Here is a 16,951-nt window from a genome sequence, read left to right on the forward strand (position 1 = left end):
CTTGAGGGGAAAATTTGCAATGTGCCGTCATTATTATAATATTTGGGCATAAGCACCACTTAGATTTAAGCGGATTTAGCCTGCACAACCTGCTGTTGTTGTACTTCTAGCTCACGCACCAATGGCAACACCTTTTCTCCAAAATATTCGACTTCTTCAACACAGTGCAAGAAACCGGAAAGCACCAGATCGACTCCAATATTTTTTAAAACTACAATACGTTCAGCAATTTGCTGCGGTGTGCCAATTAAATTGGTCTTGAAACCGTCGTTATACTGGACTAAATCTTCAAAACTTGATTTTGCCCAGTTGCCTTCGCCTTCAGTTGTCGAGGCACCGGCTTCACGTGTCGCTTCAGCAAAATTTTTCACTGCTTTGATATTGGCCTTATCAATAATTTCCTGTAACACCGCTTTGGCTTGTTCTTCAGTATCACGTGCGATGATAAAGGCATTGACCCCAATTTTTACAGTGTGATTATTGGCCCGGGCTTTTTCGCGAATATCATCAATCTGTTTTTTCAGCTCTTCAGGGGTGTTGCCATTGGTGAAATACCAGTCTGAAACACGTGAAGCCATATCGCGCGCCGCACGTGAACTGCCACCCTGAAAAATCTCGACCGGTTTATCCGGGAGCGGTTGTGGGCGTAAGGTATAGTCTTTAAATTGATAGAACTTGCCATCAAAATTAAAGTGATCCGTATTCCAGATTCCGCGCAAACTGCGAATAAACTCTTCTGAACGGGCATAACGCTGGTCATGCTCTGGCCATGCTTCACCAATCGCATCAAACTCGCCCCGGAACCAGCCACTGACCACGTTAATCGCAATCCGGCCATTGCTGAGCTGGTTAATGCTGGCCAATTGTTTTGCCGCAAGCGCAGGTTTCCACGGCCCGGGTAAAATTGCTGCAATTAACTTGATCTTGCTGGTTTGTGCGAGCAAGGCATGACTGAAGCTGACAGATTCATGCTGGTTTTCTGCACCATAGCTTGACGCAAAACGAATCTGGGTCAGACCATATTCAAAACCGCTTTTTTCTGCTGCTTGTGCCAGACGCACGTTATATTCATAGCTCCAGTCGGTACGCTGTTCGATGGTACTGACGACAAAACCGCCACTGACATTCGGAACCCAATACGCAAATTTGATGTCTTGCTGTATTTGCTGTTGTGACATATTTCAACCCTCGAAGTGAAAATCGCTGATCAAGCAACTTGCGTTTGCGCTGATTTTTTACTGTGCAAGCGGGATTCTGCTGCATCCAGACTTGGTACAGCCGCAGAGGGCAACACTTCTTCTTGTTCGATTTGTTTATTGATGCTCAAGTTCTGGTTGGCCTGTTGGGTTTTTGATTTAATGACTTCGGCACGTTGTCCTTTGGCCGGTGCCCATTCTAGAATAGGCAGGGCACGTGCTACTGCCAGGGTAATACGATCGCGGAGCAATTCACTGTGAATGGTATATTCAGGAGTGAAATCACGATCAGTCGCATACACGCCAATCGGTAAAGTCTGAGCCTGGAAGAAGCTGAATAATGGACGTAATTGATGTTCGAGCACCAGCGCATGTCGGTCACTACCACCTGAAGCTGCTAAAAGTACCGGTACATCGACCAGTGCAGTCTGCTCGACAAAATCAAAGAAATGTTTAAACAAGCCGGTAAATGAAGCGCGATATACGGGTGTACCAACAATCAGCGCATCTGCAGCTTCGACGGCGGCCAGATCATCCTGAACGCGCTGCGGTAATTGATTACGATAAATCGCACCACCCAAGAGCGAACCAATTTCACTAAATTTAATAAAATGTACATGAATTGGTGTCGCTTCACCCAGTTCATCAATAATGGCCTGAACCAAGGCTTCAGTTTTAGACGGATGATTTAAACCACCCGATACGGCAACAATATTTAAGGGTTTTTGCGCATTAAAATTAGACATGTTTAGAACCTGAAAAATAGGAGTAATCTCGGAATGTCCTTATTAATCCCGATTCAGTGCCGGGCTGTAAAATAACGAAAAGCTGAAAAGTTATCTGATTTTTCGATATATGAAAAAAGCCTGGTTTATAAGCATTAATTTTAATATAAGTTTTTGATATGTAGATTTATATTGAATATAGCTAAGCTTTTTAATTTAGGAATACGTTATATATAAAAAAGTGATGAGAATTAAATAATTATTGAAATACCGCGAAAAATGGTGATTTTGAAGAAAAACTGCATATTATTTTAAAAATTGTAGAGTCTTGCATATCCTTAACCGGGTTGTGTGGTTAGAATAGGGTCTACCGTGCCAAGATCTCTCTCACGTTGCCTATGAATATTTTAATCGTTGATGATCATCCACTATTTCGTCATGCCTTGATTCAGGCTGTACGTTATAGCCTGCCACAAGCCCAGATTCATGAAACTGCGGCAGTCAATGAATTTTATGAACGTCTAGAAAATGGCCCCGAGCCTGATCTTGTGCTGCTGGATTTAAATTTGCCAGGCGCATCAGGTTTTTCTGCCTTGGTACACGTCCGCGCGCAATATCCGTCGCTGCCGATCATTGTCGTGTCTGCGCATGAAGAAGTCAGTATTATCCAGCGTGCCATTGCGCATGGTGCCATGGGCTATATTCCAAAATCTGCCCATCCAAGCCATATTGGTGAAGCGATTCGCGAAGTGCTGGAAGGCGAGATCTGGTTACCGCCAAATCTGCCAGCCAACATGAACTTTGACCCGCGTGCTGCCGATGAAACGGCTTTGGCGGAACGGATCCAGTCTTTGACCCCACAACAGTTCCGGGTATTGATGATGGTGGCCGAAGGCTTGCTGAATAAGCAGATTGCTTATGAACTGGACGTGTCAGAAGCGACCATTAAAGCGCATGTGACTGCAATTTTCCGTAAGCTTGGCGTACAAAACCGGACACAAGCGGTATTGGCCATTAATGCACTGAATATTGAAGACCGGAAAATGTAAGTTCTGTATATCCGCATGGAAAAAGGCCTCCTTGGAGGTCTTTTTTTATCTGAATAATTCAGTGAAAAAGCATGCATATTAAGCAATATAATCCTGCTTGCGGGTGAAATCATCGCAGAATAACGGATTTAAAGCACATTGCAATTCATCGATCTGATCTTCGGTGACATAACCCTTGGATTTCAGATATTCTGCCACGCGATCATCTCGCAGGCTCAGGAAAGTCGCATCATAAACGCCCAGATCGACAAAGAGTGCAGCCGTTTCCAGACTGTTAAAACGGTCCAGATAGACTTCATTGTCATACATCAGGAAGATGTGATCATCGCGCGTGTTCGGATCGACATGTAAACGCTGCGCCAGCTCATGCGGGCAGGTTTTGATAAATAGTAAATCAGACAGCTCGTCAAACTGGCTAGTATCCAGACAATTATCTTCGTTTTTGACTTTACCCAGCCAGGCCTTAAACACCAGGACGGCACCACCACGCAGCAACATGCTCCAGATCTGATGACGAGTTTGCACCGGAAGATCCGCCGTTTCAGCTTCTAAAGACTGAAGCAGTTTGTCTTCCTGCTCGGCAATCCGTTCAAACAGACCCAGTCCTTGCGGCTTGTAAGCATAAGGTTCAAAGACATCAAAATGTAATTCATCAAAAACTTGCAGTGCCAGCGGGACTGCACTCTGATACAGCGTTTCCAGCGCCTGATACTGGGCATCATTCAGCTTGCTGTATTTAAAGATCTGTGCCCAGTCAATGCTTGGCAATAAGGCATTGGCGCCATATTGACGGTGGAACTGCTGGGCCTGATTCAGGCCATGGTTTTGATCTATGTTCATGTGAAGAACTCCGATATGCAGAAAGATCAGCTACCTAAACAATCAAGGCATGTATGAGATGGAAACTGATCGTTTCTTATTCCTCTATTTTTAGAGCCAAGCATAGCTGATAAAAAATACGACTAAAGTTATAGTGCTGGAAAATTACCCTTTAATTATGAGTTAAAACAAATAGATAATTAATTGTAAATAAGTGTACTGCTGTACAGGTACAGATTGGTCATTTTTTGCCATGGTGAATTAGAAAATGAACATTTTGGTCAATTTATTCGGCTGTATTTTCGGCATATTTGCTGCTTTTAGCACATTAGAATAAATTTTATGCAAGCTAGGTGATTTTCTGTGGCAGTTGAGTATAAAAAATGCCCATTTTAAGCTTTAAAATGGGCATTCATGAATGCAATACAATCTTAGGAATCAGAAATTTTCAGTCCGGATAACCATGATCGTAAGGATGCAGGTTTCAGTGGTTTTTTCAGCAATACAATATTCAGCTCTTTCAGGCGCTGTGGCAATTCCGGATCGGAATCGGCAGTAATCAGCGCCACCGGAACATCATTGCGGCGCTGTTCCAGAATAAAGTCTAAACCGATCTTGTTCTGATTGAGATGCTGATCGACCAGCCAGACCTGAATATTTTCCTGCTGAATCAGCCTCAATGCCTGCTCTGGTTCGGTGGCTTTAAAGACTTGATAACCCCATTTGCTCAACAAGGTCGCCATCCCTTCCAGAATGGTTTCATCATTATCCAGACACAGGATTTTAAACGCCTTGGTTTTTAGTGGTACGGCCTGAACAGGTGCATCGACGACTTTGGGTGCTGCAATGACAGGCACTTCAATCATAAAACAGGAGCCTTTGCCCAGCGCCGAATACACATGCACAGGATAATCCAGCATGCTGGTCATGCGTTGCACGATGGCCAGACCCAGTCCAAGGCCCTGTTCACCCCATGGAGAGGTATGGCCGCAACGTTCAAACTCCTGAAACAGCTTGATACGTTGTTCTTCGGCAATCCCCGGTCCGGTATCCCAGACGCCAATGCGGATATGATTCGGTTTGGTACTGGAGCGTAAGACACCGACCATCACTTTACCTTTGGCGGTATAACGCAGCGCATTACTGACAAAGTTCTGGATAATCCGGCGAATCCATTGTGGATCGGTATCAATCCAGAACTGCGCATCATGCACACTGAATTGAATGCCACGTTGTGCCGCAATGGATTTAAACTGCAGTTCCAGATCACTGAGCAGGTCATGTAGCGGATAGGCCTGACGTTTCGGCTGAATGGTACCGCCTTCCAGTCGGGCAATATCCAGTAGCGCAGACAGCATGCTTTCTGCGCCATGCAAGGCACGATCCAGTTGCTGCAAGGTCTTGCGGTCTTCGTCATTCTGTACACTTTGTTCCAAGGCAGTACTGAACAGACGCGCCGCATGCATCGGCTGCAACAGGTCATGACTGGCGGCGGCAATAAAGCGGCTTTTCGACATATTGGCTTTGTCGGCCTGTTCACGCGCCAGTTGCTGTTCGGACAAGGCATCGGCCAGCTGTTGAGTACGATCCTGAACCCGGGCTTCCAAGACGGCTTCATTTTCACGGAAGGCAGTAATATCGGCGAAAGTGGTAACGAAACCACCCCCTTCGATCGGATTACCACGCATCTGAATGACCCGGCCATCTTTACGAATCCGTTCAAATTCATGGGCACTGCCGACCTGCATCCAGTGAATCCGCTTGCGGACATGTTCTTCGACCGAACCTGGTCCACATTCACCACGCTCGGCGTTATAACGGATCAGATCCGCGATTGGACAGCCGACATAGACAATATCGGTCGGATAATCGAACAGTTTTAAATACTGATTGTTCCAGGCCACCAGACACATGTTTTCATCGACTACGCTGACCCCTTGGGTCATGTGATCAATCATGGTCATGATCAGATTCTGGTTAAAACGTTGCCATTGCGAGGCCTGATCGAGAATATTGGCGACCTGACCCAAGGCCAGACCATTATTGACCATGGCCGTGGTCAGCAGGGTACGGGCCGAAGCTGCCCCGATGGTGCCGGCCAGATATTGTTCGGTAAAACGCCACCACATGCCATTGGCGCTGCTGTTTTCATTCAGTTCGACACTGTTTTGGGTGCAAAATTGCTGAAAAGCGCGTGTGGTCGGTCCTTCACCGGTAATCCGTTTGGCCAGGGTAATCAGATCGCCAACTTTTAAACGGGCCACATCCTGATGCGAATAACTGACTTCAGTTGAGGGACTCTGCGATGGCAGTGGCTTGGTTTCATAATAGAAGAAACTTTCAGCCTGAATCTGTTCGGCAATACTCGGACGAAAAATCCGCGAAACCCAAATATATAGGATTGTATTCAGGCCCAGTGCCCAGACCACCCCATGCGTCAGCGGATCAAACGATTCGAAACCGATCAGTGCTTCAGGACGTAACCAGTTCCAGCCAAAAGGGCCGTTAGTGAGCAGACTTTGGCTAAAGCGGTGATAGGCTTCTGGCAGGCTGCGCAGAATGGTGGGAAACAGCAGGGTATAGGACCACAAGGCAAAACCGGTCAACAGACCCACATATACGCCCTGCTTACTACCACCGCGCCAGTACAGGCCGCCGATCAGGGCAGGGGCGAATTGTGCTACCGCACTAAAGGCCAACAGGCCAAAAACAGAAAGCTGATCAATATCATTAAAGAAGTTGAAGAACAGGAAGCCCATTAACATCACGCCCAGAATACAGATCCGGCGGGTAAATTTCAGTACCAGCGGCAAGCGTTTATCATGTCGGGAAATCAGTTTCAAACGCCATAGCGCTGGCATAATCAGATCATTACTGAGCATGATGGAAAGTGCCACAGAAGACACCAGCAGCATCCCGGTAGATGCGGAAAAGCCGCCCAAGAATGCCAATAAAGTGAGCCAGTCCTGATTATAGCTGAGGGGTAAGGACAGGACCGCCACATCTGGAATTGCCAGATATTGCGGCGCCGCATGCAATGCCCAGCTGGCAATCGGAATAATCGCCAGCGTGGTCAGAATCAGATAAACCGCAAACCAGCGCCGTGCACCGCGGATATGTTTTTCATCACGCAGCTCCACCACTGCCACATGGAACTGGCGTGGCAGGCAGATAACTGCCAGGGCTGCCAGCAAGGTCTGAACCCAGAAACTTTGCGGAACCCCAAACAGCTGGACATCACGGAAGGTGGTACTGATATCTGTGCTGATCTGTGCCATATTTCCTGGTGCTTCAAACATAAAGAAACAGGCGACTGCCAGCAGGGCAAAGAGCTTGACAAAGGATTCAAAGGCCACGGCCAGCATCAGACCGCCATGCTGTTCAGTATTGGCAATCTGCCGGGTGCCAAAGATCATCGCCAGAATGGCCAGTACACCGGTCAAAAACAGCACCCCATTGGTGGTGTTGGCAATTCCGGCAGATGGTTCCAGAATGACTGCGGCACTCAGGGCAATGGCGCGTAGCTGTAAAGCCAGATAAGGCACAATCGCGACCACAGCCAGAATGGTGACCAGCGATGCCAGCGGGCCACTTTTACCATAGCGCGCCGCGACAAAGTCCGCGATTGAGGAAATCGCATGATGCTGTCGTACCCGTCCTAATCGGCGCCAGATATCATAACCGACGGCAACGAATAACAGCGGGCCAAGATAGATCGGCAGGAAAATAATGCCTTCCCGTACTGCAGCGCCGGTAGCGCCATAAAAGGTCCAGGATGAACAGTACACCCCTAAAGTTAAACTAAACAATAGCATGCGCCCACGGGTACTCAGCCGGCTGGCATGTTTTTCCCCGTAAAAAGCGCAGATAAAGAGCAATGCGATATAGAGGGCAAGTACCCCTATGATGAGCCAACTGTTCATATAGCCTGATGTGTGCTGAGCATGCCGCTATGATAGCGCATCATGAACGCTGCAGTTTAAATTGGTCATTTTTTAACGACCAAAGTCTAAATTACAATAACATAGGATTCTTGTTAAGTTGTAATAGTGATAATTCGAATTAAAAATAGTCGGCCCAAGGTTGGGCTTCAGGAGAGTAATTATGGATGAGGTACAAGTAGATCGCATTCTACAAAATCCAAAATTCAAAGAAATGGTTGCCAAGAAAAGTCGTCTTAGCTGGACGCTTACGGCAATCATGTTATTCGTTTATGTCGGCTTCATGCTTTTGGTCGGCTATAACAAAGAGTTTCTATTGTCTTCACTTTCAGGTGGTGTGACCACGTGGGGTATTCCACTCGGTCTGGGCATCATTGTTTTGTCATTCATTTTGTGTGGCGTGTATTCCTACATTGCCAATAACAAACTGGATCAATTGACCGAAGAAGCAATCCGTGAAGTTGAAGCAATCGCTCATGAAAAAGGACCACGTTAAGATGAAATGGAATTCTCTTATTGCCCTGGCGACCACCCTTATGGCTTCAGGTATGGCTTTCGCTGGTCCTGACTTGGGTGCAGCAGAACAGCAACCAACCAACTGGCCTGCAATTATCATGTTTGTGATTTTTGTTGGGGCAACATTGCTTATTACCAAATGGGCAGCGAAACAAACCACCAGCACCACAGATTTCTATACGGCCGGTGGCGGTATTTCTGGTTTCCAGAATGGCCTGGCCATTGCCGGTGACTATATGTCAGCAGCATCATTCCTGGGTATTTCCGCGATGGTGTTCCTGTCAGGCTTTGATGGCTTGCTGTATTCACTGGGCTTTATGGTCGGTTGGCCGATCGTATTGTTCCTGGTGGCAGAACGTCTGCGTAACCTGGGTAAATATAACCTGTCAGACGTAGTATCTTTCCGCTTGCAGGAAAAACCGGTACGTACCTTGGCTGCTTTAAGTTCACTGGTTGTGGTGGCGTTCTACCTGATTGCACAGATGGTGGGTGCAGGTCAGCTGATCAAACTTCTATTCGGTCTGAACTATAACATTGCAGTCGTGATCGTTGGCTTGTTGATGATGGCCTACGTAATTTTCGGCGGTATGTTGGCAACCACCTGGGTACAGATCATCAAGGCGGTAATGTTGCTGTCTGGTGCGACCTTTATGGCATTCATGGTCATGAAAGGCGTGGGCTTCAGCTTTACCAACATGTTTGAACAGGCAATTGGTGTCTACTCAAAAGTACATGATTTAAGCCTGACAGATGCCACCAAGATCATGGGTCCGGGTAGTCTGGCGTCTAATCCGATTGATGCGATTTCTTTAGGTCTGGCATTGATGTTTGGTACAGCAGGTCTTCCACATATTTTAATGCGTTTCTTCACGGTAAAAGATGCTAAAGAAGCGCGTAAATCAGTCGTAGTTGCGACAGGTTTTATTGGTTATTTCTACCTGCTCACCTTCATCATTGGTTTCGGTGCGATTCTGTATGTATCGAACAACCCGCAATTCCTTGATGTTGCGAAAATGGCAGTGACTGGCAAGCTGGAGCTGGTCGGTGGTAATAACATGGCGGCGGTGCACCTGTCTGATGCAGTGGGCGGTGACCTGTTCATGGGCTTCATTTCTGCAGTTGCATTTGCCACGATTCTTGCAGTCGTTGCTGGTTTGACCCTGTCAGGTGCTTCAGCAATTTCGCATGACTTGTATGCCAACGTCTTGAAGAAAGGCCAAACCACGCCTGAATCTGAACTACGTATGTCTAAAATTGCAACTTTAGGTCTTGCGATCTTCGCGATGATTCTCGGGATTCTGTTCGAGAAACAAAACGTAGCCTTCATGGTCGGTCTGGCATTCTCGGTTGCGGCATGTGCCAACTTCCCGGTACTGGTATTGTCTATGTTCTGGAAAGGCTTGACGACACGTGGTGCCGTGATTGGTGGTGTTGCAGGTCTGGTAACCGCAGTAACCTTGATTGTGCTGTCTAAAGCAGTATGGGTCGATACTTTGGGTATTTCTGATACGCCAGTGAACCCGTTCAATGGTCCTGCAATTTTTGCGATGCCATTGTCATTCCTTTGCTGCTGGTTGTTCTCTGTGACAGATAATTCAGCACAGGCTCAAGCAGAACGCAAAGCCTTTGATGCTCAGTTTGTACGTTCACAAACCGGTATCGGTATCTCAGGAGCATCAGATCACTAAGATTTGATATCCTGCAAAAAAAGTCCCGTAAGGGACTTTTTTTATGCCCTTATGCTCCAAATTTTTTAGAGCAAGCGCCGTACTGAATTTGGGTGCGCTAGATTTTACTTTGATTTTTTCAATCTTTGCATATAAATCGTACAGCTATATACTGCTTTAATCATGCTATGTTAAGCCTGATAAAATAACAATACATGCGTGCATGACTAGACAAACAAGAAGGGCAGTATGAAGCAATCTTTGCAGCAGTTCTGGCACAGTTTTACCCATCTGCCCTCAGCATGGCTGCTTTGTTTACAATTGCTGATTTTGATCTTGTCCATGTTGAGTTATGAAAACCTGCCCTATCGGGCAATCACCTGGATGCTCGGTGTCCTGGTGTTACTGGTCATTGCCAAGGTCATTCGCCAGACGCCGATGTTTACCATTTTAGGACTCAGCTTTGTGGCCGGCGCAATTCTATTTTCTTCACTGATTGTTTTGGGCCTGCGCTATACCTGGGTCTATGTGACGGCGAATCTGTTTGAAGCCAGTGCATATTTTAGTGCTGCTTATGGCCTGTTGCGTTATATGTTTCATGACCGCTATCTTACCAAAGATGAACTCTTTGCAGCTGGAGCGGTATTTACCTTACTGGCCTGGGGCTTTGCTTTTCTTTATAGTGTCTGCCAGTTATGGGTGCCTTACAGCTTTTCAGATCCTGACTTGCAAGCCCATCAGCCTTGGCTAGATTTGATCTTTCTCAGCTTTAGTGTCCAGTCCGCCACGGGCTTGTCGGATGTGATGCCGGTCAGTCCGCTGGCACGGATGCTGGCAATTATCCAGATGTTTGTCGGGGTGATGTATCTGGCGCTGATTGTATCCCGCTTAATTGCCTTGCAATATATCGCACGTCTACCTCATAAAAAGAACGTGAAAAATAGAGAAAACCCGCCTGAGTAATGAAGTTCATCCTTTTATTGTATTGGTTACAGTAACTTAACGGCTTTATTTTGTGTAACATCCTAAAATAGCAGGAGATCTAGCTTCCATAGACTGAATCTGTCTGATCATTTTGACCTTACCAATAATTATTTGACGCTGTTTGTCGATCCAATTTTTAAAAAATGGAGGAGGTATGCCTTCCACAAAACCATCCTGGTTTGCCAATATCAATCCAAATGTTTTTATTAGTACTGTCGCCATTATTGCGATATTTTTAGCGTTGGTCGTATTTGCACCCGATGCTTTTTCAGTTTTCACCCAGCAACTGAACCAGTGGATTACCACCTCCTTTAGCTGGTTCTATGTATTGTCGGTGGCGATATTTCTCATCCTTCTGGTTTATATTGCCCTATCGGATATGGGCAAAATCAAACTGGGACCCGACCATAGCCAGCCGAAATATAGCAGTGCCTCCTGGTTTGCGATGTTATTCACCGCAGGAATGGGGATTGGACTGATGTTCTTTGGCGTGGCCGAACCGGTGATGCATTATGTCACGCCACCTGCCGGTGAACCGGAAACTGTACTGGCTGCACAACAATCTATGCGGGTCACCTTTTTCCACTGGGGCTTACATGCCTGGGCTATTTATACGCTTGTTGGCCTATCCTTGGCTTATTTTGCTTACCGGCATCAATTGCCTTTAAAAATCCGTTCGGCCTTGTATCCACTGATTGGTCAAAAGATCTATGGTCCGATTGGAGATGGCGTCGATACCTTTGCCACCATTGGTACGGTATTTGGTGTGGCCACCACGCTTGGTTTCGGGGTGACCCAAATCAATTCAGGTTTGAACTATTTGTTTGGCATTGAACAGGCACCCAGTACTCAGGTCATTTTGATTATTGTGGTCAGTGCCATGGCGGCGACTTCCGTATTTTTTGGATTAGACAAAGGAATTAAACGTTTATCTGAACTAAATTTGGTACTTGCACTGCTGTTGCTGATTTTTGTTTTTGTGGCAGGTCCGAGTATTTATCTGTTACAGACGACTATTCAGAATGCCGGCCAGTATGTTTCAAATCTGTTCAGTATGACCTTTAATCTGTATGCCTATCAGCCAAGTGGCTGGATTGGGGGCTGGACCATCATGTACTGGGCCTGGTGGATTTCCTGGTCGCCATTTGTCGGGATGTTTATTGCCCGGGTCTCGGAAGGGCGCAGTATTCGTGAATTTATCGTGGGTGTATTGCTGATCCCGACTGGATTTACCCTGATCTGGATGGGCTTTATGGGCAATGCTGCGCTGTATAGCATTATGCATGAAGCCAATACCAGCTTGCTAGAAGCAGTTCAGCGTGATTCATCTGTGGCTCTATTCGAATTTTTAGCTAATCTGCCTTTTAGCTCAGTAACCAGTATCATTGCGACTTTACTAGTGATGCTGTTCTTTGTGACTTCTGCCGATTCAGGGGCATTGGTGACTGATTATCTGACAGCAAAAAGTGAAAATTCACCGACCTGGCAGCGTCTATTCTGGACCGTGCTCATGGCTTTGTTAGCCATCATCCTCTTGCTGGCGGGTGGCTTAGAAGCCTTGCAATCGGCCACGATCATGAGCGCCTTGCCATTTACCTTCATTATGCTGCTGATGTGCTGGGGATTAATCAAAGCCTTACATCTGGATGTTACCAAAATGCATGCGCTGCAAGCCGCACGGATTACCCCGCGTGCAATTCAGAATCCGCGTAGTTGGCAACAGCGATTAGGCCTGATTATGCATTATCCGCATACCCAGGAAGAGGTGCAGCAGTATATTCACAATACGGTGAATAACGCATTTCTCAGCTTTCAAAGTGAATTGAAACGGCGCCGATTACATGTAGCGATTAGCCCGCTAGAAGACGGTATACAGCTCCGTGTTGATCATCAGGATGAAATTAATTTTATCTATCAGGTCAATGCCACTCAGACTTTAAGTCCAAGTTTTATGTCTGAACTGGAGAATGCGGGCGTAGATTCCTATCAGGCAGAAGTCTTTTTAAGAGAAGGCGGGCAGGGCTATGATGTGATGGAATGGACGCAAGAAGATCTATTGCAGGACATCATTGACCAATATGAACGTCATTTGCACTTCTTGAGTCTGGTACGTACGCCTGAGTAAATGAAGTCATAAAACAATAAAAAAGGACGCAATATGCGTCCTTTTTTGATTCAGAATCTAATCAGAAATTAGAAACGGAATTTGGCATTTACGCCGATCGTTTGAGTATCACGAACTTGAGCAGTTTGCGCAAGATTTGCTTCGTAGTTAGCATTTACATAAGATGCGCCAACTGCAACAGCAGGAGTAATGAAGTAGTTTACGTTCGCGCCCCAAGCTTTGTCTGGAGAACCAGCAAAGCTAGATTCCATATAAGAAGCACCAACGCTTAACTGTGGGTTAAGGAAAAGAGTTGTACCTAAGTTGTAGGCAGTATCTTCACCATAAACTAAACCGCTTTCAAAACCAATTGACATGTTAGTACCGTCGATTGCACCAACGTATTTAGTACGTGCAGTGATCGCATCTGTCTTATCAGCAATTGTTGCAGATTCAAGAGCAGCTTTAGCAACGCCGTTAGACACAATATTGAATGCATCTAAAGAAGCTTGGTCAGCAACGCTGGTATAACCAACAGCAACTAAGAAGTTAGGAGCAACTAAAGCACCAAGTTCTAATGCATAACGGTCGCCTTGATCGTCAGTTGCGTTAGCAGTTTTGCTATCAGCAATGGTATGGCTATAAGAAGCGCTTGCATAAACAGGCACAACTGAAGTTGGAACGTAAGCTTCACCTTTTACGCCGTAAGTATGATTTACAGTACGTGAACGTCCAGCTTCTTCTTGACCATTTTCGCCATAGCTATACGCTAGAGCAACATTAGACGCTTGGTTTAGGAAGGCAGCTTCAGCTAAAGGACCTTTAGACGCATCTACATCTTTGAAGTAATAAGTACCTTGAACAGCACCAGTGAAGTCTTTGTCATTTGCAGTGTTATCGATGTACTCTGACTGACCTTGAACTTCGAATTGATATGCTTGAGCACCGGTCATCGCTAATAATACAGCAGTGGCTAAACCTAGTTTTTTCATGATATTTACCATTTTGTTACAAAAGATGTACAACATAGAACGTATTGTATTGTAACAATTTATTAAGTCAATCCGCTTTGAATTTAGTATTTTTTCGTCTTAAAATAATGTATTAGTTTTGTGTAATATTCATCTATTTAGCTTGAAATTGAATTTTATGTAAAATTTGTTTTATAACAAAAAGCTAGAGCTTAAAAATAGAACACTACGTCAAAGATTAAGAAGAAAATGTGTGGATATTATTATTCATTAATTAAATTGATTATTTATTTTTTATCGTAAAATTCAATTTATGTTTTAAGGATAAATTCATAAATATGTCAAAAAATATAAGATGAATTATATAATTCATCACGCTTTATTATAAATTGTACAAATTTAATGCAGAATTTCTCTAGAATTGTAATAGGTGTCTCTTTTTTGAACCAAAATGTGATGCTTTTTAATCTCGACTAGGCCAATCGGCTTTACATTGTTAATAGATTTTTACATAATATCAGTATCAGGTTAAAGTTCATGTTTCATTATGATTTAACGTGATTCTCCACAATTTTTTTATTGGCCCAGCTTTCCCCAAGGTTGGGCTTTTTTTTATCCGCATTTTTTATTTACTTTCTATTCATCTTCTAAGATAGAAACTGTTCTGTAGCAATGAACTTCAGCAATAAAAATAGTAAAAATAAAGCACTAAAATGGTGCATATTAATTCATTAATAGATGACCTAAAAATATAAGCACTAAAAAAAACCCCAGTTTTCATAGAAAACTGGGGTTTTTTCGCCAAAATTTGCGGGTAAACTAAAATATCTGCTGAGGAATAATTTAACTCGCCCTAATGCGGTGCATTATGCACCCAATTGTTGCATGTGTAAATAGTGCGGAAAGCAAGTTTTGATATTTTTTTTAATGCTTAAAAGTCCTGTATTTGTGTTGTATTTTTTGTAGGATAAAACCCATAAAACTTTAGCCTGAATTTAAAAAGTAGCGCTTTTAAAAATTAAAATCAAAAAAATATAGAAAAAACATTAACTAAGTTGAATTACCTACTTTAAGAGTATTTCATTTTATTTGTATAATAATCAATCTATTTAGCTTTGCTTGTCATATTGGGGCGTAATACAACAGCATGAATACCTTACGCTCTGAGTGGATCAGTAAACGTTTGTACTGGTCGATGTCGATTATTATTTTATGTTTACTTTGTATCTGTATTCCCTTAATTGTGAGTAGCAGTCAAAGTTATTTAAAATCCAGACAAACCTATCAACAATTGAATGCATTGCAGCAGGTCGCTGACCTGGCAAATAAAATTTCGCGTGAGCGTGCGCCTGCCAATAAGGCCATGTCCAGTTCGGTGCAGGAATTTGCCCAGCATCAGCAAGAGTTAATCAGCTACCGTCAACAGGTGGATCGGCAGCTCTCCCAGACGGCTGATGTCTTGACGGAGGTCGGTTTTAACAACCTGAGTCAGCAACTTTCACAGCTTGAGAATAGTTTGAAAAAAGGGCGTGCACAGGTTGATGCTTATACCCAGATGCCGCGTCAGCTGCGCAGTGCTCAGGAACTTGATCAGGCGATTCTGGCGATGTTTGCTGCCTGGGAAAGTTGCCGTGAACTTTTGCGTGACGTGGCGGTGGCTTCAGATAGCTCATCGACCCCTCTGAATAACTATATTAGCCAGATTCTATTTTTATCAGATTTACGTGATCAGGCCGGTCGTGTGGCCTCGTCTATCATGGCACATGTGACTTTTGAAGCTCCGCTTCCCACTGAAAATATTACCCGCTCTTTACAGACCCAACATCAGGTGCGTTATTTGTGGGCCTTGATTGATACCATTCAACCTGTTCAAGATAAGACTGAGGAATTCATCCGTTTACATCGGCGGGTAGAAACCGAGTTTATTCAGCAAGGCTTACCGATTGTGAGTGAGCTGATCAGTGACAGTCTGGAGCAACGTGACTACCGTTTGAGCGGAACAGAGCTGACTGAAGCGATCGTAGATAAATTTGCGACTGTGGTAGACCTGCAAACTTACCTGCTGCAATATAGCAGAGATGCCGCTATTCAAGAGATGAACAGCAATATGCAGCGTTTGATCTGGAGCGTGTTGGTATCGCTGATTTCATTGCTGACCGCGATTTCAACCATGATTTTTGCACGTAAACAGGTTTTTCTGCCGCTAATTCAGGCACGCCGCATGTTGTTGAGTTTGTCTAAAAACTCGGGTCGTCAGAAAATTGATATGCGGCTGCGTGAAGTGAATCATTCTGATTCTTTATTCGCTGCCATTCAGAAATTGCAACAGATGTTGCAAGAACGTGATGCGCTAGAGTTCCGTTTAAAGAATATTGCCCATTCCGATTCTTTGACCGGATTATCCAACCGTTTCGCGCTAGAAGAATATATCCGTTTTCTGGAAAATCAGCCGGGCCAACTGAGCCAAACCTGTTTGATGATTATCGATATTGATCATTTTAAACAGGTGAATGATCGGTATGGGCATATTGTGGGTGATCAGGTGATTCAACTGGTGGCCGAACGTTTAAAGGCCAATGTTCGGGCGACGGATTTGCTGGTGCGCTATGGTGGCGATGAATTTCTGGTACTGATTGAAAATATTGAGATGGATCAGGCACTGATCGTTGCAGATAAAATCCGGGCTGAAGTGGCTGAGCGCTATATTCTGACTGCGCTAGGAGATGAGATCCAGATTTCGGTCAGTATCGGGGTGGCGATTGGGGCTGTTTCCTGGATGGCTTTGTTGTCAAATGCCGATGATGCTTTGTTTAAAGCCAAAGCGAAGGGACGGAATGTGGTGGCTGAGGTTTAGTCTAAAAGATTCCTTCTCTACTTTTGACTGCACAAAAGTAGCCAAATGCATTTGTTCGACTGATGCTAAGTCCCTTTAGCACAGTCAAACGGGCAACATCCATGTTGCCAGTCATGTGATTTAAT

General features: G+C 44.8%; 11 protein-coding genes. 6 read left to right on the forward strand and 5 right to left on the reverse strand.

Annotation, left to right across the window (positions count from 1 at the left end; translation table 11 throughout):
• Nucleotides 1–65: 65 nt before the first annotated feature.
• Together sfnG and msuE are read right to left on the reverse strand one after the other, a co-directional pair.
• Nucleotides 66–1,178: a dimethylsulfone monooxygenase SfnG gene (gene sfnG / locus FTU95_RS06910; protein ID WP_180041153.1), complete on the reverse strand. Its 1,113-nt coding sequence runs from the start codon at nucleotides 1,176–1,178 to the stop codon at nucleotides 66–68.
• Between the two features lie 29 nt (nucleotides 1,179–1,207).
• Nucleotides 1,208–1,942: an FMN reductase gene (gene msuE / locus FTU95_RS06915; RefSeq protein WP_180077981.1), complete on the reverse strand. Its 735-nt coding sequence runs from the start codon at nucleotides 1,940–1,942 to the stop codon at nucleotides 1,208–1,210.
• 377 nt (nucleotides 1,943–2,319) lie between these two features.
• Between msuE and FTU95_RS06920 the strand changes: the two genes are divergently transcribed.
• Nucleotides 2,320–2,970 carry a response regulator transcription factor gene (locus tag FTU95_RS06920; protein ID WP_004281370.1) on the forward strand — a complete coding sequence of 217 codons (651 nt, stop codon included), beginning with the start codon at nucleotides 2,320–2,322 and terminating at the stop codon, nucleotides 2,968–2,970.
• Between the two features lie 78 nt (nucleotides 2,971–3,048).
• Here the strand turns inward: FTU95_RS06920 and FTU95_RS06925 are convergent, their stop codons facing one another.
• Together FTU95_RS06925 and FTU95_RS06930 are read right to left on the reverse strand one after the other, a co-directional pair.
• Nucleotides 3,049–3,810, reverse strand: a complete 762-nt coding sequence (locus tag FTU95_RS06925) for a hypothetical protein (protein ID WP_005173201.1) — start codon at nucleotides 3,808–3,810, stop codon at nucleotides 3,049–3,051.
• Between the two features lie 410 nt (nucleotides 3,811–4,220).
• Entirely contained in the window at nucleotides 4,221–7,712 is a 3,492-nt protein-coding gene (locus FTU95_RS06930; protein WP_100356969.1) for a PAS domain-containing hybrid sensor histidine kinase/response regulator, read from the reverse strand.
• Nucleotides 7,713–7,893: 181 nt separating this feature from the next.
• Here FTU95_RS06930 and FTU95_RS06935 point away from each other — a divergent pair, with 181 nt between their 5' ends.
• The 4 genes from FTU95_RS06935 (at nucleotide 7,894) to FTU95_RS06950 (ending at nucleotide 13,022) form a co-directional block, all read left to right on the forward strand.
• Nucleotides 7,894–8,226 (forward strand): DUF485 domain-containing protein, encoded by a 333-nt coding sequence (locus tag FTU95_RS06935; RefSeq protein ID WP_159516474.1) that lies wholly within the window; start codon nucleotides 7,894–7,896, stop codon nucleotides 8,224–8,226.
• A gap of 1 nt (nucleotide 8,227) precedes the next feature.
• Nucleotides 8,228–9,934, forward strand: a complete 1,707-nt coding sequence (locus tag FTU95_RS06940; RefSeq protein WP_180077983.1) for a cation acetate symporter — start codon at nucleotides 8,228–8,230, stop codon at nucleotides 9,932–9,934.
• Nucleotides 9,935–10,162: 228 nt separating this feature from the next.
• Nucleotides 10,163–10,876: an ion channel gene (locus tag FTU95_RS06945; RefSeq protein WP_005095099.1), complete on the forward strand. Its 714-nt coding sequence runs from the start codon at nucleotides 10,163–10,165 to the stop codon at nucleotides 10,874–10,876.
• Between the two features lie 175 nt (nucleotides 10,877–11,051).
• Nucleotides 11,052–13,022, forward strand: coding sequence for a choline BCCT transporter BetT (locus FTU95_RS06950; protein ID WP_180077985.1), 1,971 nt, complete (start codon nucleotides 11,052–11,054; stop codon nucleotides 13,020–13,022).
• A gap of 68 nt (nucleotides 13,023–13,090) precedes the next feature.
• Here FTU95_RS06950 and omp33-36 read toward each other — a convergent pair whose 3' ends face one another.
• Nucleotides 13,091–14,005: a porin Omp33-36 gene (gene omp33-36, locus FTU95_RS06955; protein ID WP_257220113.1), complete on the reverse strand. Its 915-nt coding sequence runs from the start codon at nucleotides 14,003–14,005 to the stop codon at nucleotides 13,091–13,093.
• Between the two features lie 1,114 nt (nucleotides 14,006–15,119).
• On the opposite strand from omp33-36, the gene FTU95_RS06960 reads away from it, so the two are divergent.
• On the forward strand, nucleotides 15,120–16,826 hold the full coding sequence (locus tag FTU95_RS06960) for a diguanylate cyclase (protein WP_100534515.1): 1,707 nt from the start codon (nucleotides 15,120–15,122) through the stop codon (nucleotides 16,824–16,826).
• Nucleotides 16,827–16,951: the final 125 nt, after the last annotated feature.

The organism is Acinetobacter sp. YH12208, assembly GCF_013418055.1.
In the GTDB taxonomy this organism is placed as follows: Bacteria; Pseudomonadota; Gammaproteobacteria; order Pseudomonadales; family Moraxellaceae; genus Acinetobacter; species Acinetobacter pseudolwoffii.